Here is a 25,649-nt window from a genome sequence, read left to right on the forward strand (position 1 = left end):
GTCAGCCCTTGAGGCCGCCGGCGAATCCCTTGATCACGTAGCGCTGCAGGACGAGGAAGACCACGAGGATCGGCAGTGCGGCCAGGACGAGGCCGGCGAAGACCAGCCCGTAGTCCGAGACGTACTGCCCCACGAAGGAGAACACCCCCACCGGCACGGTCTCCTTGCCCGAGCCGCTCAGGTAGAGCAGGGGTGTGAAGAAGTCGTTCCAGATGAAGACCGCGTTCAGGATGACCACCGTCCCGGTGATCGGGCGCAGCAGCGGGAACACGATCCGGGTGAACGCCTGCCGGTGGTTGCAGCCGTCGATCAGCGCCGCCTGCGCGTAGTCCTGCGGCAGCGCGCGGATGAATCCGGTGTAGAGGAACACGGTGAAAGGCAGCTGGATGCCGGTGTAGAACAGCACCATGCCCTGGTAGGTGCCGAGCCAGCCGAGGCTGTCGACCAGCTTGTACAGCGGGATCATGCCGAGTTGGAACGGCAGCACGATTCCCAGCAGGAACAGGATGTACAGGCCGTAGCCGAGTCCCTTGGCGCAGCGGGCGAGGTAGTACGCCCCCGTGGAGCCGATGACGATGAGCAGCAGCAGGCTGACCACGGTGATGAGGGTGCTGTTGAGCAGCGCGGAGCCGAGCGACGCGGACGTCCAGGCGTCGCCGAAGTTGCCCAGGGTGGGCGGCTCGGGCACGGACAGCGGGGAGTTGGCGATCTGCTCGGGGTCCTTCATCGCCAGCGTGACCAGCGCGTAGACCGGAAACAGGAAGGCCACCGCGACCGCGACCATGACGAGTTCGAGCCCGTAGCGGCCGAACTCGGCGCGCAGCCTTCGGCGGTGCGGCTTCACCGGGCTCGCGGGGGCGGTGTCGACGACGGCACCGGTGCTCATGCGGTTACCTCCCGGGCGCGTAGGTAACGGAGTTGGACCAGGGAGACGGCCGCGACGAAGATCGCGAGCACCAGGGCCACGGCGGTGCTGTAGCCGAACTTCCCGTAGACGAAGGCCTGTTTGTAGAGAACCGTCGACAGGGTCTCGCTGGAGGTGCCGGGGCCGCCGTTGGTCGCGGCGTAGACCTGGTCGAAGAGCTTCAGGCCGCCGATGGTGGACAGCATGAGGTTGATCGTCAGCGCCGGGGCCAGGAGCGGCCAGGTGACGTAGCGGAAGCGCTGCCAGGTGCCCGCGCCGTCGATCCTGGCCGCCTCGTGCAGTTCGGCCGGTACGCCCTGCAGGCCGGCGAGGAAGATCACCATCGAGTAGCCGGCGTACTGCCAGATGACCATGGCGGCGACGGACCACAGGGCGAGGGACGGGTCTCCGAGCCAGTCCTGACGCAGGCCGCCGAGGCCGACCGCGCCCAGGACGCCGTTGAGGCCCGCGCCGTCGTCCGGGTTGTAGATGTACTTCCACAGGAACGCGACCATGACGGGGCTGACCACCGCGGGGGCGAAGAAGATCACCCGGAGCAGCGACTTGGTCCTGATGTTCGCGTTGACGCCCAGCGCGAGCAGGAGTCCGATGCCGTTCTGCACGACGACGACGGCGACGGTGAGCAGCAGGGTGTTGCGGATGGATTCGCGGGCCATGTCGTCGTGCAGCAGCGTCCTGAAGTTCTCCAGGCCGGTGTACGAGAAGCCGCCGACGCCCGACCAGTCGGTGAAGGCGTAGAACACGCCCGCGATGCTCGGGTACAGGACGACGACCGCGTAGACGACCAGCGCCGGGACGACGAACAGCCATGGCGGCGCGGTGGGATTGCGGCGGGGCCGACGGCGCCGCGCGGTGGCGGGCGGCCCGGACTTGCCGGTGGTCGGCCCTGTGAAGGGAGGCCCGGATCCGGCGTCGGTGACCACCCCGACCCCGGATCCGCGGTTCGGTGCGGAGTTCACGACTTCTTCCCGTACGCCTCGTCCATCTGGCCGAGCGCGCCCTCGACGTCGGTCTTGCCGGCGAGCAGGTTCTGGACGGCGGCGAAGTGCGCGGGCTGCACCTCGGCGTTGGGCCAGCGCTGGTCCATGAACGGCACCGCGTGGTCGGCGTCGATGATGGGCAGGAAGTCGGCCAGCGCCGGGTCGATCGTGCTCGACGCGTCGCGTTTGAACGGGATGGCGGAGACGGAGGCCGCCCAGCGGTTGATGTTCTCCTGCCGGCCGAGGAAGTCCACGAACGCCAGGGCCTTGTCGCGGTTCTTGCCGCGCGCCGAGACGCCCAGCCCGACGACGGTGCCCGCGGGGATCCAGGGCTGGCCGGCGTCGTCCCAGCCGGGGAAGGGGAACATGCCCAGGTCGTCGGGTGTCGAGGTGGCCTGGCGGAAGCTGGAGAGCACCGCGGAGACCTGCACGGCCATCGCGGCCTTGCCGGTGGCGACCATGGAGGTCTGCTGCTCGTACGTCGTCCCGTTCGGGTTGTCGTTGAAGAAGCCGCGCTTCTGCAGGTCCTGGTACTTGGTCAGGGCGTCCGCCCAGCCCGAGCCGCGGAACTTGGCGCGGCCACTGGCCATTTCGTCGTCGAAGCCCGGGTTCTTCGCGTACACGGCGGACGGGACGAGCGCGTAGGTGATCAGCTGGGTCACCCAGGGCGTCTGCGCGCCGAGGGCGATCGGGACTATGCCCTTGGCCTTCAACTGTGCGCACACGTCGAGGAGTTCCGCCCAGGTCCTGGGCGGCTGCAGGCCGGCCTGCGCGAACACCTTCTTGTTGTAGATGGCGCCGATCACGCTGCTGCCCGCCGAGTACAGGAAGGTCTTGCCCTCGCTGCGGTAGGCGGCGTCGAGGCCGGACGGGACGTCCTTCGTCCACGCCTGGGCGCTCAGGTCGGCGAGCAGGCCGGCCTTCGCGAGTTGTGCCATCGACATCGCGCTGCCGTTGCCCGGGTACAGGACATGCAGGTCGGGAGCGTTGCCGCCGGCCAGTTGGGTGCGTACCACGGTCTGGACCTGGTCGGTCGGCGCGAAGGAGGTGCTGAAGTCGGCGTCGGACTGGGTCTGCTTGTACGCCGCGAGGAGTTCCTCCATCGGCTTCTGCTGGTCCGCGACGCCGACCACGCGCACTTTGCCCGAGCCGCCCGAGGACGAGCAGGCGGTGAGGGACAGGGGAAGCGCGGCGACGGCCGCGACGCCGCCGCCGATCCGGAGGAAACCTCGGCGGCTGACCGTGCTCTGCCCGAACAGGCTGCGGGAACCCGTGATCATGGTGTTTCCTCCTCGTGGGGGCCGGCGGGCTGCGTCGCCGCCGGACTCGGAATGCGTGGCGGGCGGTGCCGGCCGAGTGGCGTCGGTCCGGGATGCCTGCCCATCGGGGTGTGGGCGGCGGTGAAGCGGTAGCGCCCGGAGGCCACGCGCGCGACGACATGGTCGTCGGCCGTCTCCAGGACGGTGACGTGCTCGGCTTTGCGTAGGTCGAGGTCCGATTCGCGGACCGTCCGGGGGTCGGTGGTGGGGACGCGCACGTCGGCGATGGCTCCCGGAGGTACCCGGACGCACAGCTCGATGCGGTCTTCGTGCCGGGTCCAGGCGGTCTCGACGGTGCCGCGGGCGGATTCGTACCGGGCGGCCGCGTGGCCGAGGTCGCCGGGAACCGGGCGTACGCTCAGATGCCGGTATGCGGTGGACTCGGGGGCCTGGTCGAGTCCCGCGACGCCGCGGTACAGCCACTCGCCGATCGAGCCGAGGGCGTAGTGGTTGAAGGAGTTCATCGAGGCGGCGCGGAACCCGGTCTCGGGCGTCCACCCGTCCCAGCGCTCCCAGATCGTGGTGGCGCCGTGCCGCAGCGGGAACAGCCACGACGGCGCCTCGGTACGGCGCAGCAGCGCGTGCGCGAGGTCGGCGCGACCGTGCGCGTCCAGGACGGGTGCGGCGAGTGCGACGCCGAGAAAACCCGTTTGCAGGCGGGGGCCGTCGGTCTCGACGAGTTCGGCGAGTCGGCGGGCGGCGGCCTCGGTGTGCCCGGTGGGCAGCAGCCCGAACGCGAGCGCGACGAGGTAGCCGGTCTGGGTGTCCCCCGCGACGCGGACGACCGGGGTGCCGTCGGCGTCCTCGACGGTGACGAAGTGTTCGCGGAAGGCGGTGCGGATGTCCGCGGCGAGCCGGTGGTACGTCTTCACGAGGTCCTGGTGGCCGAGGACGTCGGCCGCACGCGCGGTGAGATGCGCGCTGTGTGCGAAGTACGCGGTGGCGATCACCTCGCGGGGCGTCGGTGTCCCGGGCGCGAGCCAGTCGGAGAAGTGCGGCCCCACCCGGTGGCGCCAGACCAGGTCGGGGTTGTGCCGGTGGATCAGGTCGACCCAGGTGTGCATGCCGTCGAACGCGCGGGCGAGGAACCGGCTGTCGCCGTAGACCCGGTACAGGTGCCACGGGATGATCACGCCCGCGTCGCCCCAGCCGGGCGCGCCCTGGTCGGCCACGCCGACCAGGCGCGGGGCGACGTTGGAGAATCCGCCGTCCGGGTCGCGGGCGTCCTCGACGTCGCGCAGCCACTTGGTGAAGAACGCGGCGACGTCGGCGTTGAGCGCGGCGGTCGGCAGGAAGACCTGCGCGTCGGCGAGCCAGCCGAGCCGCTCGTCCCGCTGTGGGCAGTCGGTGGGCACGCTGACGAAGTTGGAGCGCTGGCCCCAGGCGACGCAGTCGTACAGGCGCCGGATGTCCGGGTCGGAGCAGTCGAACCCGCCGGCCCACGAGGTGTCGCTGTGCAGGGCGACCGCGACGACGTCCGCGCCGGACAGCTCGCGGATCCCGCGGATCTCCGCGTAGCGGAAGCCGTGGTAGGTGAACCGCGGTTCGAACACGATGCGGGGGCGGCCGTCGGAGATCAGCACGTCCGTGGCGGCGGCCGTGCGGAGGTTGTCGGTGTACAGCCGGCGCGAGGTGTCCAGGACCTCGGCGTGGCGGATCACCACGCGCGCGCCGCTGGGCAGTCCCGCGGCGTTCAGCCGTATTCGGCCGGCCATGTTCTGGCCGAAGTCGACGATGTGCGTGTCGGGGGCTATGCGCGCGATCGAGCGCGGGCGGACCTCCGCCATCGCGCGGACGGGCTCGTCGGCGGAGGCGACCAGGAGGCGGTGGTCGCGGTCGACGACCATCGCCGGGGACCAGTGCACATCGTCGAACCCGGGGTGCTCCCAGCCCGCGGCGGCGTGCCGCAGGTCGTGGCACTCGCCCATGAGCAGGTCGGCGTGCCGGACCGCCCCGGTGGCGGTGCGCCACGTGTCGTCGGTGGCGATCGTGGTGGTCGTTCCGTCGGCGGCGGTGATCCGCAGTTCGGCCAGGAGTTGCGGGAACGAGCCGTAGTGGGCTCCCGCGCGGCGCGGTTCGAAGCCGACGAAGCCGCTCCACCAGCCGTCGGCGACGGTGGCGGCGAGCACGTTCTCGCCGTCCTGGAGCAGGTCGGTCACGTCGTACGTCTGGTACTGGATGCGGCGGGTGTAGTCGGTCCAGCCGGGCGCGAGTTCCGCGTCGCCGACGCGGGTGCCGTTGACCCGCACGTCGTACAGGCCACGGGCACTCACGTACAGGCGTGCGCGCCGGGTGCCGGCGGTCAGGGTGAACGTGCGGCGCAGGATGGGGCACGGCGCAAGGCCGTAGTTGTCGAGTGCCCTCTCGCCCTCGATCGGCGCGTCCATGATCGGGAGGGGATCGGGGTCGTGGGTGATCCACGCGGCCTGCCAAACGGAGTCGGTCATTCCGGTTTCGAACCACGAAGTGGCCTCCGCCGGTACGGGCGAGCCGGCCGACCATACGTCGACCCGCCAGTGGTAGCGAGTGCGTGGGCGCAGGGCGGGGCCGGCGTACGTCACCCCGATCGCGTCGGCGTCCTGGACGCGGCCGGTGTCCCACAGCGCCTCGACGCCGTCCGCGAGGCCGGCGGCCTCCTCGGCGACGCGGACGCGGTAGGCGACGGGGTCGTCGCCGCGCCGCGCGGAGGACAGCCGCCAGCCGAGCAGAGGGGCGGTCTCGTCGATGCCCAGCGGCGCGGTCCGGTGCTCGCAGCGCAGGCCGTAGGGCCGCAGGCCCTCGGCGCCCGCCGCGTTCGCGCGCCCTTCGAGAGCGTCCGCGAGGCGGGGGGCGGGCACATCCGCTGCCGGGGAACCGGGCACGGGCTTGTCCTTCCTCTACGCCTGATGCGGCGTACCACCTGGTGGCACACATCGCCGTCGGCTGGCGTGAAGACGATGTGAAATCTAACGTCAATTCTGTGGCGTGGACACTACGAGCCGCTTATGAATCGTGTCAAGGATGTTCGCGGTGCGTGCGAAAGTCGCCTCGCAGCGTCAGCAAAGAGCCCATGCATCGGGATTTTTGGGACGACCGGGGCCGGATGCGGCCGCTCTTGTCAGCCCATACGCGTGCGTGATATTTACTGTGTGAATACAACATCCTGTTGCGTTAAATCATGGCGGCAACCCTCGCTCCGGAGCACGCCGAACGGCCGGACCGCCGTCCCCCTCGCGCTCGCGGCGATCTGCCGACGCCAAGGGGATTCCACATCCGGGAGAAGGCATTCGCGTTCCGGCGGGCCAGGCCAGGACCAGGCCACTGCCAGACCAGTACTGGACCAGCGCTGGACGAGTGCTGGTCCAGCGCTGGACGAGTGCCAGGCCAGAACCAGGGCGCGAACCAAGGCCGGGCCAAGCCCGGCGGACGAGACAGGTCGGGACAGCCCGGGCGGGCACCGGGAACCACGGTCCTGAGGCCGGTCCGGGGGTACACCCCCGTTGGCACCGCGCCCCGTCAGCCGGCCGTCGACTCGCGGACCACCAGCTCCGGCTGGAAGGTCACCTGCTGGTGGGCGTGCCCCTCGGGGTTCTCGCACTCGTCCAGCAGCAGCTCGGCGGCCGTCTGACCGAGTTGGTAGGTCGGCTGGCGCACCGAGGTGATCGGTATGGCGGCGGCCGCCGCGAACTCGATGTCGTCGTAGCCCACCAGCGCGACGTCCTGGGGGATGCGGACGCCGGCTCGCAGCATCTCGCGCATGAAGCCCATGGCCAGCAGGTCGTTCGCGCACAGGACCGCGGACGGCAGGCCCTTCTTGCCGTCGGCCAGCAGTCGGCGCGCGGCCTCGGCGCCGGAACGGGCGTTCATCCCCGACACCTGTACGTCGCGCACGGCGCCGCTCAGGCGCAGCCCGGCCCCGCGCAGCGCCCGGCGCATCCCGCGCCGGCGCTCCTCGCACTGACGAATCGTCAGCGGGCCGCTGACGAACGCGAAGTCGTCGTGGCCCGCGGCCAGCAGGTGCTCGGTGGCCAGTTGTCCGCCGGCCTCGTCGTCGACCGCGACCGAGCACAGGTCGGGGCGGTCGCCGCTGCGGTCGAGCAGCACGACGGCCATGCCGCGGGTGCGCAGCGCGTCCACCGGCAGCGCGGAGTCGTGCGCGGGAGTGACCAGCACCCCGCGTACCCGCTGCTCCTGCAGGACCTGGAGGTACGTCTCCTGCTTGACCACCGAGTCGTCGGAGTTGCAGAGGATCACCACCGTGCCCCGGCGGCTGGAGACGTCCTCGACACCGCGGGCGACGTCGGTGAAGAACGGGTTCGCGACGTCGAGCACGATCAGCCCGAGGGCGTTGGTGCGTCCGGAACGCAGCGACCGGGCGGAGTCGTTGCGGACGAAGCCCAGTTCGTCGATCGCCCTGAGGACGCGGCTACGGGTGGCCTCGGAGACGCGGTCGGGCCGGTTGAGCACGTTGGAGACTGTGCCCACCGACACTCCCGCGTGCCGGGCCACGTCCTTGATACCCGTCGTCGCCATGCCGCCCAACTGTGGTGATCAACTCTGAAACGTGTCAATAGCCGTGCGACGTGAGGCGCGTCCCCAATCCCCGATCACGGCTGTTTACCGATCGTCACCATACGCGAACGTGCCGAGTTTCCGCACCCACACCTCTTGACGTGACGCGTGACACCGACCTAACTTCCTCGCAACCTCTGTGAAACGTTTCATGACGGAGCGAGGACGAGGCGACGAGGAGCTGAGCCCATGACCGCTGTACCCACCACCCCCGGAGGCGATCCGCCGGCGCCTGTGCTGGCGCTGCGCGGCGTCGAGAAGTCCTTCGGCGCGGTGCGGGCGCTGCACGGCGTGTCGCTCGACCTCTACGCCGGCGAGGCGCACGCCCTCGCCGGCGAGAACGGGGCGGGCAAGTCCACCCTCATCAAGACCCTCGCCGGCGTGCACCGCCCCGACGCCGGCCAGGTCCTGCTCGACGGGCGCCCCGTGGTGTTCGGCAACCCGGCCACCGCGCGGGACGCGGGCGTCGCGGTGATCTACCAGGAGCCCACCCTCTTCCCCGACCTGTCGGTCGCCGAGAACATCTACATGGGCCGCCAGCCGCGCGGCGCCCTCGGCCGCATCGACCGGCGCGGCATGAACCGCACCACCGGGGAACTGTTCGCGCGGCTCGGTGTCGCCCTCGACCCCGAGCAGCCCGCCCGCGGCCTGTCGATCGCCGACCAGCAGATCGTCGAGATCGCCAAGGCCCTGTCCTTCGACGCCCGCGTCCTGATCATGGACGAGCCGACCGCCGCCCTCACCGGCAGCGAGGTCGCCCGGCTGTTCTCCGTGGTGCGCACCCTGCTCGACCAGGGCGCGGCGGTCCTCTTCATCTCGCACCGGCTGGAGGAGATCTTCGCGCTGTGCCGGCGCGTCACCACCCTGCGCGACGGCCGCTGGATCGCCTCCGAAACGCTCGACGGACTCACCGAGGACGACCTCGTCCGCCGCATGGTCGGCCGCGACCTCGACTCGCTCTACCCCAAGCAGGACACGGTCGTCGGCGAGACCGCACTGCGCGTCGAACACCTCACCCGCGAGGGCGTCTTCCGCGACATCTCCTTCGAGGTACGCGGCGGCGAGATCGTCGCCCTCGCCGGACTCGTCGGCGCGGGCCGCAGCGAGGTCGCCCGCGCGGTCTTCGGCGTCGACCGGTACGACGCGGGCAGCGTCGAGGTCGTCGGCCGCACGTACAAGGCCGCCTCGCCCACCGCCGCGATGGCCGCCGGACTGGCCCTGGTCCCCGAGGACCGCCGCCAGCAGGGCCTGGTCATGGACCTGTCCATCGAGCGCAACATCGGCCTGACCCGGCTGAAGGCGCTCGCCAAGGCGGGGCTGGTCGACCGCGGCGCCGAGCACGCCACCGCCCGCGACTGGGCGCTGCGCCTCCAGTTGAAGTTCGCCCGGCTCTCCGACGCGGTCGGCGTGCTGTCCGGCGGCAACCAGCAGAAGGTGGTACTCGCCAAGTGGCTGGCCACCGACCCGCGGGTGCTCATCGTCGACGAACCGACCCGCGGCATCGACGTCGGCACCAAGGCCGAGGTGCACCGCCTGCTCTCCGGCCTCGCGGCCGAAGGGCTGGCCATCCTCATGATCTCCTCCGATCTCCCGGAGGTCCTCGGCATGGCCGACCGGGTGCTGGTGATGCACGAGGGCCGCATCACCGCCGAGATCCCCCGGTCGGACGCCTCCGAGGAAACCGTCATGGCGGCGGCGACCGGACGTACCGGTGCCGGCAACGCTCCGCACGGAAAGGACGCCGCCGCATGACGGCCACAGCCATCTCGCCCCCGCCGACGGCCGAACCGGAGGCGGCCAAGTCGTCGCGCGGCCTGGTCGACAAGGTCTTCCGGGCCCGCGAACTCACCCTGCTGGTCGCCCTGGTCGCGCTCGTCGTCGGCACTCAGCTGAGCAACTCGCGCTTCCTGTCCGAGCAAGGCGTCAAGGACCTGTTCCTCAACGCCTCCATCCTGGTGCTGCTCGCGGTCGGCCAGTCGGTCGTCGTCGTGACCCGCAACATCGACCTGTCGGTCGGCTCGGTCGTCGGCCTGTCCGCCTTCGCGTGCGGCAAGTTCGCGTCCGGATCGACCCACTCGGTCGCGGCCGTCGCCCTGGTCGGCGTCCTCGTCGGCATCGCCTGCGGTGTGGTCAACGGCCTGCTGGTCAGCCTCGGCCGGGTGCCGTCGCTGGTGGTCACGCTCGGCACCCTCTACATCATCCAGGGCATCGACTACTACTGGGCGCAGGGCGAGCAGATCAACGCCGAGACCCTGCCCAGGGGCGTGCTGGACCTGGGCACCGGAAGCGTGCTCGGCATCCCGTACCTGCCGCTGATCGCCGCCGTGGTGCTGCTGCTCACCGGGTGGTACCTGCGCGGCTACCGGACCGGTCGGGAGCTGTACGCGATCGGCTCCAACCCCGAGGCCGCCCGACTCGCCGGCGTGCCCTCCGCGCGCCGGGTGTTCACCGCGTACGTCTTCTCCGGCGCGATCGCCGGACTCGCCGGCGCCCTGTGGCTGTCCCGCTTCGGCACCGTGGTCGCCGACGCCGCGAACGGCTGGGAACTCCAGGTCGTCAGCGCGGTCGTGGTCGGCGGCGTCGCCATCACCGGCGGCATCGGCACCGTCTGGGGCGCCGCGCTCGGCGCGCTGCTGCTCACCACGATCGGCAGCGCGCTCGTCGTCCTCAAGGTCGACTCCTTCTGGCAGAAGGCCATCAACGGCGCCCTGCTGCTGGCCGCCATCAGCATCGACCGGATCGTCCAGGTGCGGGTGACCCGTGCACTGCGGAAGAGGAACGCCCGTCATGGCTGACACCCGGACCCAACCCCGCGAGACGAAGCCCGCAGCGGCCGCCGCCGGATCCCCGGGCCTGGCCCGCTTCCTGCGCTGGGACCTCGCGGTCACCATCATCCTGATCGCCGCGTTCGGCTACGGCAGCGCCGACAACGCCTCCTTCGCCACCACCGGCAACTTGTCCTTCGCACTCAACGACATCGCCGAGGTCGCGATCATCGCGCTGCCGATGACCCTGCTGGTGGTGTGCGGCGAGGTGGACCTGTCGGTCGCGTCCATGCTCGGCCTGTCCAGCGCGCTGGCCGGGTCGCTGTGGGACGCGGGCTACACCTTCGAGATGATCGTCCCGCTCGTGCTGCTCGTCGGACTGGCCGGAGGCCTGGTCAACGGCCTGCTGGTGACCAAGGTCGGACTGCCGTCCCTGGCGGTCACCATCGGCACCATGACGCTCTACCGGGGCCTCGCCTCGGTGGTGCTCGGCACCAAGGCGGTCGCCGAGTTCCCGCAGGAGTACGCCGACCTGACCCAGCGGACCGTGCTCGGCTTCATCCCGTTCCCCATCGCGCTGTTCGGCATCCTCGCGATCATCACCGCGGTCGTACTGCACGCGACCGGTCTCGGCCGCGCGATGTTCGCGATCGGCTCGCAACAGGAGGCCGCGTTCTTCGCCGGCATCCGCGTCAAGCGCATCAAGCTCGCACTGTTCGCACTGACCGGCGTCGTGGCGTCGTTCGCCGGCATCGTCTTCACCCTGCGCTACGGCAGCGCCCGCGCCGACAACGGCATGGGCTTCGAGATGACCGTCATCGCGGCCGTCCTGCTCGGCGGCGTCGACTTCGACGGCGGTCGCGGCACCCTCGGCGGCGTCGTGTCCGGCCTGCTGCTGATCGCCCTGCTGCGCAACCTGCTGACCCTCAACGACGTGGCCAACGAGGTCCAGTCGATCGTCACCGGCGTGCTGCTGGTGGTGTCCGTCCTGACCCCGCGGGCCGTCCAGGCGATCGGACAGCGGCGCCGGCGGTCGGAGCCCGAGTCCGGCGCGCCGCCCGGCGCCGCGTCGGCCGCCGCCTGATCCGCCGGTTCGGCATCCCCTGCAAACCGTCCAGTCCAGCCCCCCACCCCTCGAAGGACGACCATGAACGCGAGACTTCGCACCCACGGCCGGCGCACCACGGCCGCCGTCGCCGCCGCGACCGCCCTCGGACTGGCCCTCGCCGGATGTTCCGGCACCAGCAAGGACGACAACGACGACAAGGGCTCCGGCGGCAGCGCTGCGGCCGGCGCGAACGCCACCGCCGACCCGAACGCGGCCCTCAAGACCGGCCTCAAGCTGGCCTTCCTGCCCAAGCAGATCAACAACCCGTACGAGACCATCACCGGCGAGGCCGGCCTCGCCGCCGCCAAGGAGATAGGCAGCGAGGGCAAGCGCGTCGGCCCCTCGGACGCCAACGCCTCCTCGCAGGTGTCCTACATCAACACCCTGATCCAGCAGAACCAGGACGCGATCATGATCGCGGCCAACGACGCCAACGCGGTCTGCGGCCCGCTCAAGCAGGCCATGGCCAAGGGCGTCAAGGTCGTCGCGTACGACTCGGACACCGCCAAGGACTGCCGCCAGCTCTTCATCAACCAGGCCAAGTCCGAGGACGTCGGCCGGTCGCTGGTGCAGAACGTCGCCAAGCAGGTCGGCTACAAGGGCAAGATCGCCATCCTGTCCGCGACGCAGAACGCGACGAACCAGAACACCTGGATCGACTACATGAAGCAGGAGCTGGCCAAGCCCGAGTACAAGGACATGCAGCTGGTCAAGGTCGCGTACGGCGACGACGACGACCAGAAGTCCTTCCAGGAGACGCAGGGCCTGCTCCAGGCGAACCCCGACCTGAAGGCGATCATCGCGCCGACGACGGTCGGGATCTCGGCCGCGGCCCGCTACATCGACGGCTCCCAGTACAAGGGCAAGGTCGTCGTCAACGGTCTCGGCACGCCGAACCAGATGCGCCAGTTCGTCAAGAACGGCACCGTCGAGCAGTTCTCCCTGTGGGACCCGAAGAAGCTCGGCAAGCTCGCGGTCTACTCGGCCGCCGCGCTGGCGTCCGGGCAGATCACCGGAGCCGAGGGCGAGAAGTTCACGGCCGGCGACCTCGGCGAGTACACCATCGGCAAGGACGGCGAGATCATCCTCGGCCCGCCGACGGTGTTCAACAAGGACAACGTCGACCAGTACGACTTCTGAGCCGGCCACCGTGGAACGCGTCTGCTTCGTCCTCCGGGTCCGCCCCGGACGCATCGCCGAGTACCGCGAACGGCACGCCGCCGTCTGGCCCGAGATGCGCGACGCACTGACCGCCGCCGGGTGGCGCAACTACTCGCTCTTCCTGCGACCCGACGGGCTGCTCGTCGGATATCTGGAGACCGACGACTTCGCCGCCGCCCGATCCGCGATGGACGCCACCGAGGTCAACGCCCGCTGGCAGCGCGAGATGGGCGACCTCTTCGAGACCGAGGCCCTGGACGGCCGACGTCCCGACGAGGCCATGGCCCCGCTCGACGAGGTCTTTCACCTCGCCTGAGCGGGGTCCGCCCGCCCCGCAGCGCCCCACCCCCTCAGCACCCGCCAAGTCTCAGCACCGCCTCAGCACCAGGAGTGTCGAACCTCATGACCGAGCAGGACGTCAAGGCCGCTCTGCGGGCCCAGCGCATCGAGACGCCGTCTTGGGCGTACGGCAACTCCGGAACGCGCTTCAAGGTGTTCGCGCAACAGGGCGTCCCGCGGGATCCGTTCGAGAAGCTGGCGGACGCGGCGCAGGTGCACCGGTTCACCGGCGTCGCGCCGTCGGTGTCGCTGCACATCCCGTGGGACAAGGTCGAGGACTACACGCGGCTTGCCGAGCACGCCCGTGCGGCGGGGGTGTCGGTCGGGGCGATCAACTCCAACGTGTTCCAGGACGACGACTACATGCTGGGGTCGGTCACCCACCCGGACCCGCGGGTCCGGCGCAAGGCGACCGACCACCTGCTCGAATGCGTCGACGTCATGGACGCGACCGGGTCGCGGGACCTGAAGCTGTGGTTCTCGGACGGCACGAACTACCCCGGCCAGGACGACATCCGGGCCCGTCAGGACCGGCTGGCCGAGGCGCTGGCGGAGGTGTACGCCAGGCTTACCGGGGACCAGCGGATCATCCTGGAGTACAAGCTGTTCGAGCCGGCGTTCTACACGACCGACGTCCCGGACTGGGGCACGGCGTACGCGCACTGCCTCAAGCTCGGCGAGCGGGCCAAGGTCGTCGTGGACACCGGGCACCACGCGCCGGGCACGAACATCGAGTTCATCGTGGCGTTCCTGCTCCGCGAGGGGAAGCTGGGAGCCTTCGACTTCAACTCCCGCTTCTACGCCGACGACGACCTGATGGTCGGTGCGGCGGACCCCTTCCAGCTCTTCCGCATCATGCACGAGGTCGTACGCGGCGGCGGCCTCGACGACGCGGCCGAGGTCGCGTTCATGTTGGACCAGTGCCACAACATCGAGCCGAAGATCCCCGGCCAGATCCGCTCGGTGATGAACGTCCAGGAGGCCACCGCCAAGGCACTGCTGGTCGACAAGGACGCCCTAGCCGCCGCCCAGTCGGCCGGGGACGTCCTGGGTGCGAACGCGGTGCTGATGGACGCCTACAACACCGATGTCCGGCCGCTGCTGGCCGAGTTGCGCACCGAGACGGGCCTGGCACCGGATCCGATGGCCGCGTACGCCGCCTCCGGGTACGCGGAGCGCATTCGCGCCGAGCGCGTCGGCGGCAACCAGGCCGGCTGGGGCGCCTGAGCGGCCGGCGTGGGAACGCCGCGGCACGGGTACCGGTCCCCGTCACACCCGATCCCGGCACACCCGATCCCGTCACACCCGATCCCGTCACAGCCGATCCCGTGAAGGTCCGGCTCCCCACCCAGGTTGCGCCTTCGAACTCCCGCCGGGACTTCGACGACACTCCCCGGCGATTTCGACGAATCCCCGAATCCGCCCGCTCCGTCCTCCACACCAAGGGGTACACATCATGAAGCCACCGACCAACCCGGCGGTGGAAGCACTGCTCAACCGCTCCCACGCCCTGGGCGCCGATCCGCGCAACACGAACTACGCGGGCGGCAACACTTCGGCGAAGGGCACCGACCGCGATCCGGTCACCGGTGCCGACGTCGAGTTGATGTGGGTCAAGGGCTCGGGCGGCGACCTGGGCACGCTGACCGAGGGCGGGCTCGCGGCGCTGCGCCTGGACCGGCTGCGCGCGATGGTCGACGTGTACCCGGGCGTCGAGCGCGAGGACGAGATGGTCGCCGCGTTCGACTTCTGCGCGCACGGCAAGGGCGGCGCGGCCCCGTCGATCGACACGGCCATGCACGGCCTGGTCGACGCCGCCCACGTGGACCATCTGCACCCGGACTCCGGAATCGCCCTGGCGACGGCCGCCGACGGGGAGAAGCTGACCGCGGAGTGCTTCGGCGACGCGGTGGTGTGGGTGCCGTGGCGCCGCCCCGGCTTCCAGCTCGGCCTGGACATCGCGGCGATCAAGGCGGCGAACCCGGGCGCCATCGGCTGCGTTCTCGGCGGCCACGGGATCACCGCATGGGGCGAGACGTCCGAAGAGTGCGAGGCCAACTCGCTGCGGATCATCCGCACCGCGGAGGAGTTCATCGCCGCCCGGTTCGACGCGGCGGCGCACCCGTTCGGGGACGAGCTGCCCCGGTACGCACCGCTCCCCGCCGGCACCCGACGCACTCGGGCGGCCGAACTCGCGCCGCTGGTACGCGGGTTGGCCTCCACCGACCGCCCGCAGATCGGCCACTTCACGGACGCCGACGTGGTGCTGGAATTCCTCGGCCGAGCCGAGCACCCCCGGCTCGCCGCGCTCGGGACGTCCTGCCCCGACCACTTCCTCCGCACCAAGGTCCGCCCGCTGGTGCTCGACACCGCCCCCGAGGCCCCCTTGGCGGAGGTCGAGGCCCGGCTCCGCGAGCTGCACGCGGCCTACCGCGAGGAGTACGCGGCGTACTACGCCCGGCACGCCACCCCGGACTCCCCGGCGATGCGCGGCGCGGACCCGGCGATCGTGCTGGTGCCCGGCATCGGGATGTTCTCGTTCGGCAAGGACAAGCAGACCGCCCGCGTGGCCGGCGAGTTCTACGTCAACGCGATCAACGTGATGCGCGGCGCGGAGACGATCTCGACGTACGCCCCGATCGAGGAATCCGAGAAGTTCCGCATCGAGTACTGGGCTCTGGAGGAGGCCAAGCTCGCCCGACTGCCCGAGCCGAAACCGCTCGCGACCCGCGTCGCTCTGGTCACCGGTGCCGGATCGGGCATCGGCAAGGCCATCGCGGAGCGACTGGTCGCCGAAGGCGCGTGTGTCGTGGTCGCCGATCTGAACGTGGAGAACGCCGACGCCGTCGCTGCCTCCCTCGGCGGTCCGGACAAGGCGGTGGCGGTCCCCGTCGACGTCACCGACGAAGAGCGGATCCGCGACGCGTTCGCCGCGGCCGTACTCGCGTTCGGCGGCGTGGACCTGGTGGTCAACAACGCCGGCATCTCCATCTCCAAGCCGCTGCTGGAGACGACCGCCCGCGACTGGGACCTCCAGCACGACATCATGGCCCGCGGCTCCTTCCTGGTCTCGCGCGAGGCCGCGCGCGTGATGCTCGCCCAGAAGCTGGGCGGCGACATCGTCTACATAGCGTCCAAGAACGCGGTCTTCGCCGGACCGAACAACATCGCCTACAGCGCCACCAAGGCCGACCAGGCCCACCAGGTCCGGCTGTTGGCCGCGGAGCTGGGCGAGCACGGCATCCGCGTGAACGGCGTCAACCCCGACGGCGTCGTCCGCGGGTCCGGGATCTTCGCCGGCGGCTGGGGCGCGCAGCGCGCGGCGGTCTACGGCGTCGAAGAGGAAAAGCTCGGCGAGTTCTACGCCCAGCGCACCATCCTCAAGCGCGAAGTCCTGCCCGAGCACGTCGCCAACGCCGTCTTCGCCCTGACCGGCGGAGACCTGTCGCACACCACGGGGCTGCACATCCCCGTGGACGCCGGGGTCGCCGCCGCCTTCCTGCGCTGACCCCCATGAGCGCGGCGGGACGGGCGCGTGCCCTGGCCCCTGGGGGCCCGCCCGCCCCGCCGCCTCCACCGTGTGCCGTACGACCAAGAACCGCGGCGCACACACGACAGTTCGCGAGAGGAAGCACCCGATGACCAGCACCACGGACCCCACCGTCCCTGTCCCCGTCCGCGTCCCGGCCACGGCGCGCCGCCCGAAGGTCGGTCTGGTGTCCGGGGGCCTGGGCGCATACTGGCCGCAATTCCCGGAACTGCTGCCGCAGTTGCGGCGTTCGGCCGCCCGCGTCGCGGAGCGCATGGGGGCGTTCGACGCGGAGGTGATCGACGTCGGCTTCATCTCCGACGCGCAGGAGGGCGCGGTCGCGGCCGAGCGGCTGCGGCGTGAGGGCTGCGACCTGATCGTCGGCTTCCTGACCACCTACATGACGGCGACGATGCTGGTGCCTATTGCGCAGCGGTCCGGGGCGCCCGTGCTGCTGATCAACCTCCAGCCGACCGAGGCTATGGACCACGCGACATTCGACACCGGAGCATGGCTGGCGTACTGCGGTGCCTGCCCGCTGCCCGAGATGGCGAACACGTTCCGCCGGGTCGGCGTCGACTTCCGGTCCGTGTCGGGGTACCTCGAGGACGAGAACGCGTGGCGGCGCATCGGCCGGTGGATCCGTGCGGCCGGAGTTCGCGCCGTGCTGCGCAACGGACGGCACGGCCTCATGGGCCACCTCTACCCGGGCATGTACGACGTCTCGACGGACCTGACCATGGTCGCGGGGCAGAGCGGCGGACACGTCGAGGTCGTGGAGTTCGACGATCTGCGGGTTCGCGTGGCAGAGGTGACGGACGATCAGGTGGCCGCGAAACTGGCCGAGACACGCGACGTGTTCGAGGTGGACGAGTCGGTCGTCGACGACGATCTCGCCTGGGCCGCGAAGGTCTCGGTGGGTCTGGACCGGCTGGTCGCCGACTTCGACCTGGACAGCCTCGCGTACTACCACCGGGGTCTCGACGGTGAACTCCACGAACGCCTGGGCGCCGGCATGATCCTGGGCGCGTCGCTGCTGACCGCCCGCGGCATCCCCACGTGCGGTGAGTACGAACTGCGTACCTCGCTCGCGATGCTCGTCGCCGACCGCCTCGGCGCGGGCGGCTCCTTCACCGAACTCCAGGCCCTGAACTTCCGGGACGGCGTCGTCGAGATGGGCCACGACGGTCCGGGCCACCTGGCGATCAGCGAGCGCCGCCCGCTGCTGCGCGGGCTGGGTGTGTACCACGGCAAGCGCGGCTGGGGCGTGTCCGTCGAGTTCGACGTCAAGCACGGTCCGGTGACGCTGGTGGGGCTGGCGCAGACGGTTGACGGACGGTACGAACTCGTCGCGTCCGAAGGCACCGTCGTCGGCGGACCGCTCCTGGCCATCGGCAACACCACGTCCCGCGTCGACTTCGGCCGCGACCCCGGCGAGTGGACGGACGCGTGGAGCGCCACCGGGATCCACCACCACTGGGCACTCGCCACCGGACACCTGGTCGAAGACCTGCGAGCGGTCTCCGACCTCACCGGGCTGGCCCTGGTCACCGTCTAGGACGCCACACCCCTCGCCCTGGTACCCCGGCACCGCAGGAGAATTTCGTGAGCACGCCGTCCCCGCTCCCCGTCTTCGCCGCGATCGACATCGGCGCGTCCAGTGGGCGGGTGATCGCCGGTCGTGTCGCCGCCGGGCGCGGCACCGGCGGTGGGCCGCCGATCCTGGACCTCACCGAGGTCCACCGGTTCCCGAACCGCCCGGTGCGGGTCCGCGGCACACTGCACTGGGACATCCTGGGCCTGTACGGCGAGGCCCTGGACGGTCTGCGCAAGCTGGGCGCGGGCGGGGTCCGGCCGGCCTCCGTCGGCATCGACACCTGGGCGGTCGACTACGGCCTCCTCGACGCGCGTGGCGATCTGCTCGCCAACCCGGTGCACTACCGCGACGGCCGTACGGACGGAGTGATGGACCGGGTGCTCTCCGCGGTGCCCGCCCGCGACATCTACCGCACCACGGGCCTTCAGTTCCTGCCCTTCAACACGCTCTACCAGCTCGCCGCCGAGGCCCCGGAACGGCTCGGGGCGGCCCGCGAACTCCTGCTGATACCGGACTTGTTGGCGTACTGGCTGACGGGCCGCGTGGGGGCGGAGCGCACCAACGCGTCCACCACCCAGCTGTACGACGTGCGGAGCGGCACCTGGTCCACCGAGCTCGCCGCCCGCGCCGGAATCCCCGTCCAACTCCTGCCGCCCCTGCACGACCCGGGCACGCGGACCGGCACACTCACCGCGGACTCCGCCGACGCGACCGGCCTCGACCCGTCGACCCCCGTCGTCGCCGTGGGATCCCACGACACCGCGTCCGCAGTGGTCGGAGTTCCGGCGCGGGGCCGGGACTTCGCGTACATCTCCTGCGGTACGTGGTCGCTGGTCGGCGTCGAGTTGGACAAGCCGGTGCTGACCGAGGAGAGCCGGGCCGCCAACTTCACCAACGAGGCCGGCGTGGACGGCACGATCCGGTACCTGCGCAACGTGATGGGTCTGTGGATCCTTCAGGAATGCCTGCGCGTGTGGCAGGCACGGGGGTTGGCCGTGGACCTTCCCGCGCTGCTCGAACAGGCCGCCCGCGAGGAGCCGTTCCGGTCGCTCGTCGATCCCGACGACCCGGAGTTCCTGCCGCCCGGCGACATGCCGGTGCGCATAGCGGCGCACTGCGAGCGCACCGGGCAGCCGGTTCCACAGGGGCCCGCGGCGGTGGTTCGCTGCGTCGTCGAAAGCCTCGCCCTGGCCTACCGCCGCACCGTCCGCGACGCGGTCCGGTTGTCCGGTACCGCCGTGGAGACCGTCCATCTTGTGGGCGGTGGGGCACGCAACGAGCTGTTGTGCCAACTCACCGCCGACGCCTGCGGCGTCCCGGTGGTGGCCGGCCCGGTGGAGGCGACCGCGATCGGCAACGTCCTCGTCCAGGCCCGCGCCGCGGGGGTGGTGAGCGACCTCACCGAGATGCGGGAACTGACAGCCGCCACCCAGTCGCTCCACCGCTACGCCCCGGGCGGCACCCATTCCGGCCGGTCCGCCTGGGACGCGGCGGAACGCCGCCTCGGCTGACCGGTTGCCGCAACGGCAACGCCCGGCGATTCCTGCCTGGAACGCCGGGCGTTGCCGTTCCGGCCGCCGGTGCGGTCGACCGGGGCCTTTCGTTCCGTCCGCCCTCGTTGCCGCGGACGGAACGGTTCAGGGCCCCGAGTCTCCCCGGCCCTCGGGAACCTCGGGCAGCACCAGGAGCACTTCCAGGGTGCGTGGGCCGTGGACGCCTTCCACTCGGTCGAGTTCGATGTCGCTCGTGGCCGACGGGCCGCTGATCCAGGTGAGCGGGCGCCGCGCGTCGAGCCGGTGCAGGGCCTGCGGGGCCGACGCCACGACCTGATCGGCGCGCACGACGCAGAGGTGGTAATCCGGTACGAGGGTGAGCGCGCGGCGGCCCTGTCCCTCCCCCGCGTCCAGGACGATCGTGCCCGTCTCGGCGATCGCCACCGCACAGGCAGTGACCGTGCCGTCCGCCGAGTCGAGCTGATCAATCGTCAGGGGTGGGGTGTCGTCCAGGAGTTCGGTGTCCACGAGGCCGGTCGTCCACACGGCGGGGAGGCCGGGCGGGACGACGACCCGCTCGCACCCGCGCCGGCGTACCGCGTCCGCGACGGCTCGGGGCAGTTCGTCCTGGGTCACTTCGTGGACCACGGCCTTGTAGTCGCGCAGGTTCTCGGCCAGGAGCGGGAGGACTTCGTGCGGCAAGACGTGCGCCTGGCGGTACGCGGCGTCCGCCCCGCCACGCCCCCCTGAGGACGCCTCGTCGGCCGCATCGCCGCCGGGCACGGCCTCGAGCGCGGCGCGAATGCGCGCCAGTACAGTCGTACGCGAACTCATGCCCGACTCCCAGGTGTTCCGTTGCGTCGCTCGGCCGCCCACCAGTCGCGGAACGACTGCGCGGGCGGCGCGGGCAGGTCCCGTGTATCGGTCCATGCCGCCCCCGGGCCGGGCAGGCGGCGAAGGGGGACGAGGCGTCGCGTACGCCCGGCCACGCGCTGCACGCGCGCCAGCCGCACCGGGTCCGCGAAGATCCACCCCGCCGCCTTCATCGCGGCCTTCTCCGCACGGTGCCCGCCTCCCTCGGCGACCTGTTCCCGCAGGTGCACGAGCACTTCGGGGATGTCGATGGCGACCGGGCACACGTCGTAGCAGGCTCCGCAGAGCGTCGAGGCATACGGCAGCGACGCGTCCAACGCATTTGCGGTGCCGCGCAGTTGCGGGGTCAGGATGGCGCCGATCGGTCCCGGGTAGACCGATCCGTAGGCGTGCCCGCCCGCCCGTTCGTACACCGGGCACACGTTCAGGCATGCCGAGCACCGGATGCAGCGCAGCGTCTGGCGTCCCACCTCGTCGGCCAGCACGCCGGTGCGGCCGTTGTCGAGCAGGACCAGGTGGAAGTTCTGCGGGCCGTCGCCCGGGGTGACTCCCGTCCACGTCGACGTGTACGGGTTCATCCGCTCGCCGGTCGACGACCGCGGCAGCAACTGGAGGAACACTTCGAGGTCTTGCCAGGTCGGGACGACCTTCTCGATGCCCACGACCGAGATGAGCGTGTCCGGGAGGGTGAGGCACATGCGGCCGTTGCCCTCGGACTCGACGACGACCAGGGTGCCGGTCTCGGCGACCATGAAGTTCGCACCGGAGACCGCGACCTTGGCGGTGAGGAAGCGCTCGCGCAGGTGCCGCCGCGCGGCTTCGGCGAGGGCGCGGGGCTCGTCCGCCAGGTCGGCGGGCGCGGGTTCACCCCACGCGGCCATCTCGCGCAGGAAGATCTCGCGGATCTCGCTGCGGTTGCGGTGGATGGCCGGCACCAGGATGTGCGACGGCCGGTCGTCGCCGAGCTGCACGATGAGTTCGGCGAGGTCGGTCTCGTAGGCCCGGATACCCGCCTCCTCCAGCGCCTCGTTGAGCCCGATCTCCTGGGTGGCCATGGACTTGACCTTGACGACGTCGCGTTCGCCGGTCGCCCGTACGAGGTCGGTGACGATGCGGTTCGCCTCGGCTGCGTCCGCGGCCCAGTGCACGTGGCCGCCCGCGGCGGTGACCGCCTCCTCGACCTGGAGGAGGTAGCGGTCGAGGTTCCGCAGGGTGTGGTCCTTGATCGCCTTGCCCGCTTCGCGCAACTGCGGCCAGTCGTCCAGCTCGTCGACCACCGCGGCCCGCTTGGCCCGGATCGTGTGCGTGGCCTTGCGGAGGTTGTGGCGCAGCTGCGCGTTGCCGACCGCATCGCGCGCCGCGCTCGGGAAGGCGGGCAGCCCCAGAAAGGTGCTCGCGTCGCTCATGCGGGGAACTCCTCGGTGGAAGCCAGGATTTCGGCGAGGTGGAGGGTGCGTACGCCGACTCGCTGCCGGTCCATCGTGCCGCCCAGGTGCATGAGACAGGAGTTGTCCGCGGCGCAGAGCACCTCCGCTCCGGTGCCGACTGCATGGCGTACCTTGTCGGCGCCCATCGCCGCGGACACGTCCGGGTTCTTCATCGCGAAGGTGCCGCCGAAGCCGCAGCACTCCTCCGCACCGGGCAGTTCGAGCAGTTCCAGCCCGCGGACGTTGCGCAGCAGAGTGGTGGGGCGGTCGCCGAGCCGCATCAGGCGCATCGAATGGCAGGTCGGGTGGTACGTCACCTTGTGCGGGAAGTACGCGCCGACATCGGTGACGCCGAGCACGTCGACGAGGAATTCGCTGAGGTCGTACACCTTCGGCACCACGGCGGCGACCGCCTCGGCGAGGCCGGCATCGGTCGCCCGGGCGGCGGCCTTGGGATGGTTGTCGCGGATCATCGCGCCGCACGAGCCGGACGGCGTCACCACGGCGTCGTAGGCGGCGAAGGTGTCCGCGAAGCGGCGGACCAGGGGCTCTATCTGCCTGCCGTACCCGGTGTTCCAGTGCATCTGGCCGCAGCAGGACTGCTCGGCGGGGAAGTCGACCTGGCAGCCGAGTCGTTCCAGGAGGCGGACGACGGCCTGCCCGGTCCGTGGATAGAGCGTGTCGTTGACACACGTGATGAACAGTGCGACGCGCACCGGCCGACCTCCTCACGGGACAGGTGAATGGTCAGACCATACATTGGTCGGTCCTGGTCGAGCCATGCCATCCTGTGATCCGACCGATCCCACCGATCCGAGCGATCCCGCCGATCCGACCGATCCCGCCACCGGCCGCAGGAGACCCCCACGTGAGCACGCCACCCACCGACGGTCCCGACTGGCGGCCGGTCCGTCGCGTACGCGCGCACGAGGAGGTCCTCGCCCGGATCGAGGAACAGATCGCCGCCGGACGCCTCAAGGCCGGCGACCGCCTCCCCGGCGAACGCCAGTTGGCCGAATCGCTCGGCGTCAGCCGGGCCTCGGTCCGCGAGGCCCTGCGCGTCCTGGAGGCGATGGGCGTCCTGGTCTCCACGACCGGACGCGGCCCCGACGCCGGCGCGGTCCTCGTCGGCCGGCCGGCCGACGCGCTCGCCGACATCCTGCGCCTGCACGTCGGGCTCGCGCACTTCTCGCTGCACGACATCGTCGAGACCCGCCGGATCGTCGAGACCTGGGCGGCCAGGTCCGCGGCCGAGCAGGCCGGGCCCGAGCACCTGGCCCGGCTGCGCGACGCGGTGTCCCGCATGGCCGGCCCCGGACTGACCCCCGACCGCTTCAACCAGGCCGACGCGGACTTCCACCTCGCCCTCGCGGAGGCGTCCGGCAATACGGTGGTGGCCACGCTCATGCACGGCCTGCGGGACGCCGTCGGCCGCCACGCGGTCGAGGCCGTCGAACGGCTTGGGTGGCCGGAATCTGCCGCAATCCTGCGCGCGGACCACCTCCGCATCCTGGCGGCCGTCGAGGGAGGCCGACCGGACGACGCCGCCGCGGCGGTCCGCGACCACCTCGCCCGGTCCTACCCCGGCCACTGAGGCACGGCAGGACGGCTCGGCCACGTCCGGCCCCCGGCCTGCCCATCGCCCGGTAGGTCCGCCACCATCGTCGCCGTGAATATCACCACCAGTGGACGTGAATTCAGCACGAATCGTGCGATCCATTGGCGCAGATGGGCCGCAGGCCGCGCTGACGATTCCGGAATCGCGCAAGCGCATACCCTCCTAATGACTACTAAATACCCTGCTACGACCGCCTGTTCCTGCCAGAGGGGTCTCCCCGCGACCCTTGCGAGGCGTGTTTGGCGCGTGATACTTACATGTGAATACAACAACACGAGACGTTAAATGACGCAGTGGCCTGTCCTTCACCGGGCTGTGCCGCACGACGGACGGGGACCTGTCGGCATGCGCACCACCACCGGAATCAGCGGCATCGGACGCCGCGCCCTGCTCGGCGCCTCCGGAACGGCCGCCCTCGCAATGACTCTCGGGCTGCGGTCGGCGGACCGCGCCCGAGCCGACGAGCGCTTCGCCGACTACCCGTTCGCCTTGGGCGTCGCCTCCGGTGACCCCTGGCCCGATGGATTCGTGCTGTGGACGCGGCTGGCCCCCAGGCCACTCGACCCCGACGGCGCCGGAGGCATGCCGCCGCGGCCGGTGCACGTCGACTGGGAAGTCGCCGAGGACGACCGGTTCCGGCACGTGGTGCGCCGCGGCCGGACCCTGGCGACCGCCGACCTCGGGCATTCCGTGCACGTCGAGGTCTTCGGGCTGCGCCCCGGGCGCCAGTACCACTACCGCTTCCGCGCCGGCGGCACGATCAGCCCGGTGGGACGCACGCGCACCGCTCCCCCGCCGTTCGCCCGGCCCGGCGACCTCTCCTTCGCCTTCGTGTCCTGCCAGGCGTGGTTCGAGGGCTTCTACACCGCGTACCGCCACCTCGCCGAGGAGGACGTCGCGCTCGTCCTCCACCTGGGCGACTACATCTACGAAAACCCCATCGACGCGATGGGCGGCGTCCGCAAGGTGCCGGTCGCGCCCGAACTGCAGGCCGAGCCCATGGACCTGGTCCAGTACCGCAACCGCTACGCGCTGCACCGCTTCGACGCGGACCTGATCGCCGCCCACCAGGCACACCCCTGGGCCGTCGTCTGGGACGACCACGAGGTCGAGGACAACTGGGTGGCCGACCACTCGAAGGCGGACAACGAACCCGACCAGGATCCCGCGGTGTTCCGTACCCGCGCCGCCGCCGCGTTCCAGGCCTACTACGAGCACCTGCCGCTGCGCCTGCCCAACAGGCCGCAGGGGTTCGACGCCCGCCTGTACCGCGACCTCAGGTACGGCAGGACAGCCCGGTTCAACATCCTGGACACCAGGAGGTTCCGCGACGACCAGGCATGCGGCGACGGCACGCGCAGTGGCTGCGACGAGCGCCTTTCACCCGAACGCACCGTCCTGGGCGACGAGCAGCAGCGCTGGCTCGACAACACCCTCGGGCGCTCGGACGCCACCTGGAACATCATCGCGCAGCAGATACCGGTCACCCAGGTGGACACCGACCCGGGGCCGGGCCAGTCCTTCGTGATGGACTTCTGGGACGGATACGTGGCGTCGCGCGACCGTCTGTTCGACACGTTGGTGACACGCGACGTGGCCAACCCCGTCGTGCTGACCGGAGACATGCACCGCCATCTCGCGGCCGACCTCAAAAGGGATTTCGACGACCCTGCCTCGCCGACGATCGGCGTCGAGTTCGTCGGCACCTCCATCTCCACCAAGATGGACGGCGAGGACCTTGACGCGTCCGGGGCCGCCCTGCTGACTGCCAATTCGCACATCAAGTTCACCAACTACCAACGCGGGTACGTTCGCTGCTCGCTCACCCCGGAGAGCTGCCGTGCGGACTTCCGCGTCCTCCCGTACGTGACGACGCCGGGTGCGCCGATCTCCACCCGCACCTCGTTCGTCACCGAGGCCGGCCGACCCGGACTCCAGCCCGCCTGAAAAACCGGCGAACGGCG

General features: G+C 70.9%; 19 protein-coding genes. 11 read left to right on the plus strand and 8 right to left on the minus strand.

The window, feature by feature from the left end:
- Position 1: 1 nt before the first annotated feature.
- The 5 genes from AB0C36_RS11755 to AB0C36_RS11775 all read right to left on the minus strand — a co-directional run bounded on the left by AB0C36_RS11755 (position 2) and on the right by AB0C36_RS11775 (position 7,736).
- Complete coding sequence (locus AB0C36_RS11755; RefSeq protein ID WP_358352613.1) at positions 2-886, minus strand: carbohydrate ABC transporter permease; 885 nt, start codon at positions 884-886, stop codon at positions 2-4.
- On the minus strand, positions 883-1,884 hold the full coding sequence (locus AB0C36_RS11760) for a carbohydrate ABC transporter permease (protein ID WP_358352615.1): 1,002 nt from the start codon (positions 1,882-1,884) through the stop codon (positions 883-885). Before AB0C36_RS11760 ends, AB0C36_RS11755 begins: the two co-directional genes overlap by 4 nt.
- On the minus strand, positions 1,881-3,185 hold the full coding sequence (locus AB0C36_RS11765) for an extracellular solute-binding protein (protein ID WP_358352616.1): 1,305 nt from the start codon (positions 3,183-3,185) through the stop codon (positions 1,881-1,883). The genes AB0C36_RS11760 and AB0C36_RS11765 overlap by 4 nt, the downstream gene beginning before the upstream one ends.
- On the minus strand, positions 3,182-6,085 hold the full coding sequence (locus AB0C36_RS11770; protein WP_358352618.1) for an alpha-L-rhamnosidase: 2,904 nt from the start codon (positions 6,083-6,085) through the stop codon (positions 3,182-3,184). Before AB0C36_RS11770 ends, AB0C36_RS11765 begins: the two co-directional genes overlap by 4 nt.
- A gap of 634 nt (positions 6,086-6,719) precedes the next feature.
- Positions 6,720-7,736 (minus strand): LacI family DNA-binding transcriptional regulator, encoded by a 1,017-nt coding sequence (locus AB0C36_RS11775; protein ID WP_358352620.1) that lies wholly within the window; start codon positions 7,734-7,736, stop codon positions 6,720-6,722.
- 228 nt (positions 7,737-7,964) lie between these two features.
- On the opposite strand from AB0C36_RS11775, the gene AB0C36_RS11780 reads away from it, so the two are divergent.
- The 9 genes from AB0C36_RS11780 (at position 7,965) to AB0C36_RS11820 (ending at position 19,785) form a co-directional block, all read left to right on the plus strand.
- On the plus strand, positions 7,965-9,527 hold the full coding sequence (locus tag AB0C36_RS11780) for a sugar ABC transporter ATP-binding protein (RefSeq protein ID WP_358352621.1): 1,563 nt from the start codon (positions 7,965-7,967) through the stop codon (positions 9,525-9,527).
- On the plus strand, positions 9,524-10,570 hold the full coding sequence (locus AB0C36_RS11785) for an ABC transporter permease (protein WP_358352623.1): 1,047 nt from the start codon (positions 9,524-9,526) through the stop codon (positions 10,568-10,570). The genes AB0C36_RS11780 and AB0C36_RS11785 overlap by 4 nt, the downstream gene beginning before the upstream one ends.
- Positions 10,563-11,624: an ABC transporter permease gene (locus tag AB0C36_RS11790; protein WP_358352624.1), complete on the plus strand. Its 1,062-nt coding sequence runs from the start codon at positions 10,563-10,565 to the stop codon at positions 11,622-11,624. The genes AB0C36_RS11785 and AB0C36_RS11790 overlap by 8 nt, the downstream gene beginning before the upstream one ends.
- A 63-nt stretch (positions 11,625-11,687) precedes the next feature.
- The gene (gene rhaS, locus AB0C36_RS11795; protein WP_358352626.1) at positions 11,688-12,788 is read left to right on the plus strand and encodes a rhamnose ABC transporter substrate-binding protein; all 1,101 of its coding nucleotides are present in this window, start codon (positions 11,688-11,690) and stop codon (positions 12,786-12,788) included.
- Positions 12,789-12,798: 10 nt separating this feature from the next.
- Entirely contained in the window at positions 12,799-13,125 is a 327-nt protein-coding gene (locus AB0C36_RS11800; protein ID WP_358352628.1) for an L-rhamnose mutarotase, read from the plus strand.
- Positions 13,126-13,211: 86 nt separating this feature from the next.
- On the plus strand, positions 13,212-14,375 hold the full coding sequence (gene rhaI, locus AB0C36_RS11805; protein ID WP_358352629.1) for an L-rhamnose isomerase: 1,164 nt from the start codon (positions 13,212-13,214) through the stop codon (positions 14,373-14,375).
- Positions 14,376-14,604: 229 nt separating this feature from the next.
- The gene (locus AB0C36_RS11810; RefSeq protein WP_358352631.1) at positions 14,605-16,656 is read left to right on the plus strand and encodes a bifunctional aldolase/short-chain dehydrogenase; all 2,052 of its coding nucleotides are present in this window, start codon (positions 14,605-14,607) and stop codon (positions 16,654-16,656) included.
- 130 nt (positions 16,657-16,786) lie between these two features.
- Positions 16,787-18,235 (plus strand): L-fucose/L-arabinose isomerase family protein, encoded by a 1,449-nt coding sequence (locus AB0C36_RS11815; protein WP_358352633.1) that lies wholly within the window; start codon positions 16,787-16,789, stop codon positions 18,233-18,235.
- A 47-nt stretch (positions 18,236-18,282) separates the two neighbouring features.
- Positions 18,283-19,785 (plus strand): rhamnulokinase, encoded by a 1,503-nt coding sequence (locus AB0C36_RS11820; protein ID WP_358352635.1) that lies wholly within the window; start codon positions 18,283-18,285, stop codon positions 19,783-19,785.
- Between the two features lie 126 nt (positions 19,786-19,911).
- Here the strand turns inward: AB0C36_RS11820 and AB0C36_RS11825 are convergent, their stop codons facing one another.
- From AB0C36_RS11825 to AB0C36_RS11835, 3 genes are read right to left on the minus strand one after another with little or no spacing between them, the layout of a single operon-like run.
- Positions 19,912-20,601, minus strand: coding sequence for a LutC/YkgG family protein (locus tag AB0C36_RS11825; protein ID WP_358352636.1), 690 nt, complete (start codon positions 20,599-20,601; stop codon positions 19,912-19,914).
- Positions 20,598-22,046, minus strand: coding sequence for a LutB/LldF family L-lactate oxidation iron-sulfur protein (locus AB0C36_RS11830; protein ID WP_358352638.1), 1,449 nt, complete (start codon positions 22,044-22,046; stop codon positions 20,598-20,600). Before AB0C36_RS11830 ends, AB0C36_RS11825 begins: the two co-directional genes overlap by 4 nt.
- Positions 22,043-22,783, minus strand: coding sequence for a (Fe-S)-binding protein (locus AB0C36_RS11835; protein WP_358352640.1), 741 nt, complete (start codon positions 22,781-22,783; stop codon positions 22,043-22,045). The genes AB0C36_RS11830 and AB0C36_RS11835 overlap by 4 nt, the downstream gene beginning before the upstream one ends.
- 152 nt (positions 22,784-22,935) lie before the next feature.
- Here AB0C36_RS11835 and AB0C36_RS11840 point away from each other — a divergent pair, with 152 nt between their 5' ends.
- Positions 22,936-23,661 carry a FadR/GntR family transcriptional regulator gene (locus AB0C36_RS11840; protein WP_358352642.1) on the plus strand — a complete coding sequence of 242 codons (726 nt, stop codon included), beginning with the start codon at positions 22,936-22,938 and terminating at the stop codon, positions 23,659-23,661.
- A 369-nt stretch (positions 23,662-24,030) separates the two neighbouring features.
- A complete protein-coding gene (locus tag AB0C36_RS11845; protein ID WP_358352644.1) occupies positions 24,031-25,632 on the plus strand; it encodes an alkaline phosphatase D family protein in 1,602 nt (533 codons plus the stop codon).
- Positions 25,633-25,649: the final 17 nt, after the last annotated feature.

Source organism: Streptodolium elevatio (assembly GCF_040649515.1).
Taxonomy (GTDB): Bacteria; Actinomycetota; Actinomycetes; order Streptomycetales; family Streptomycetaceae; genus Yinghuangia; species Yinghuangia elevatio.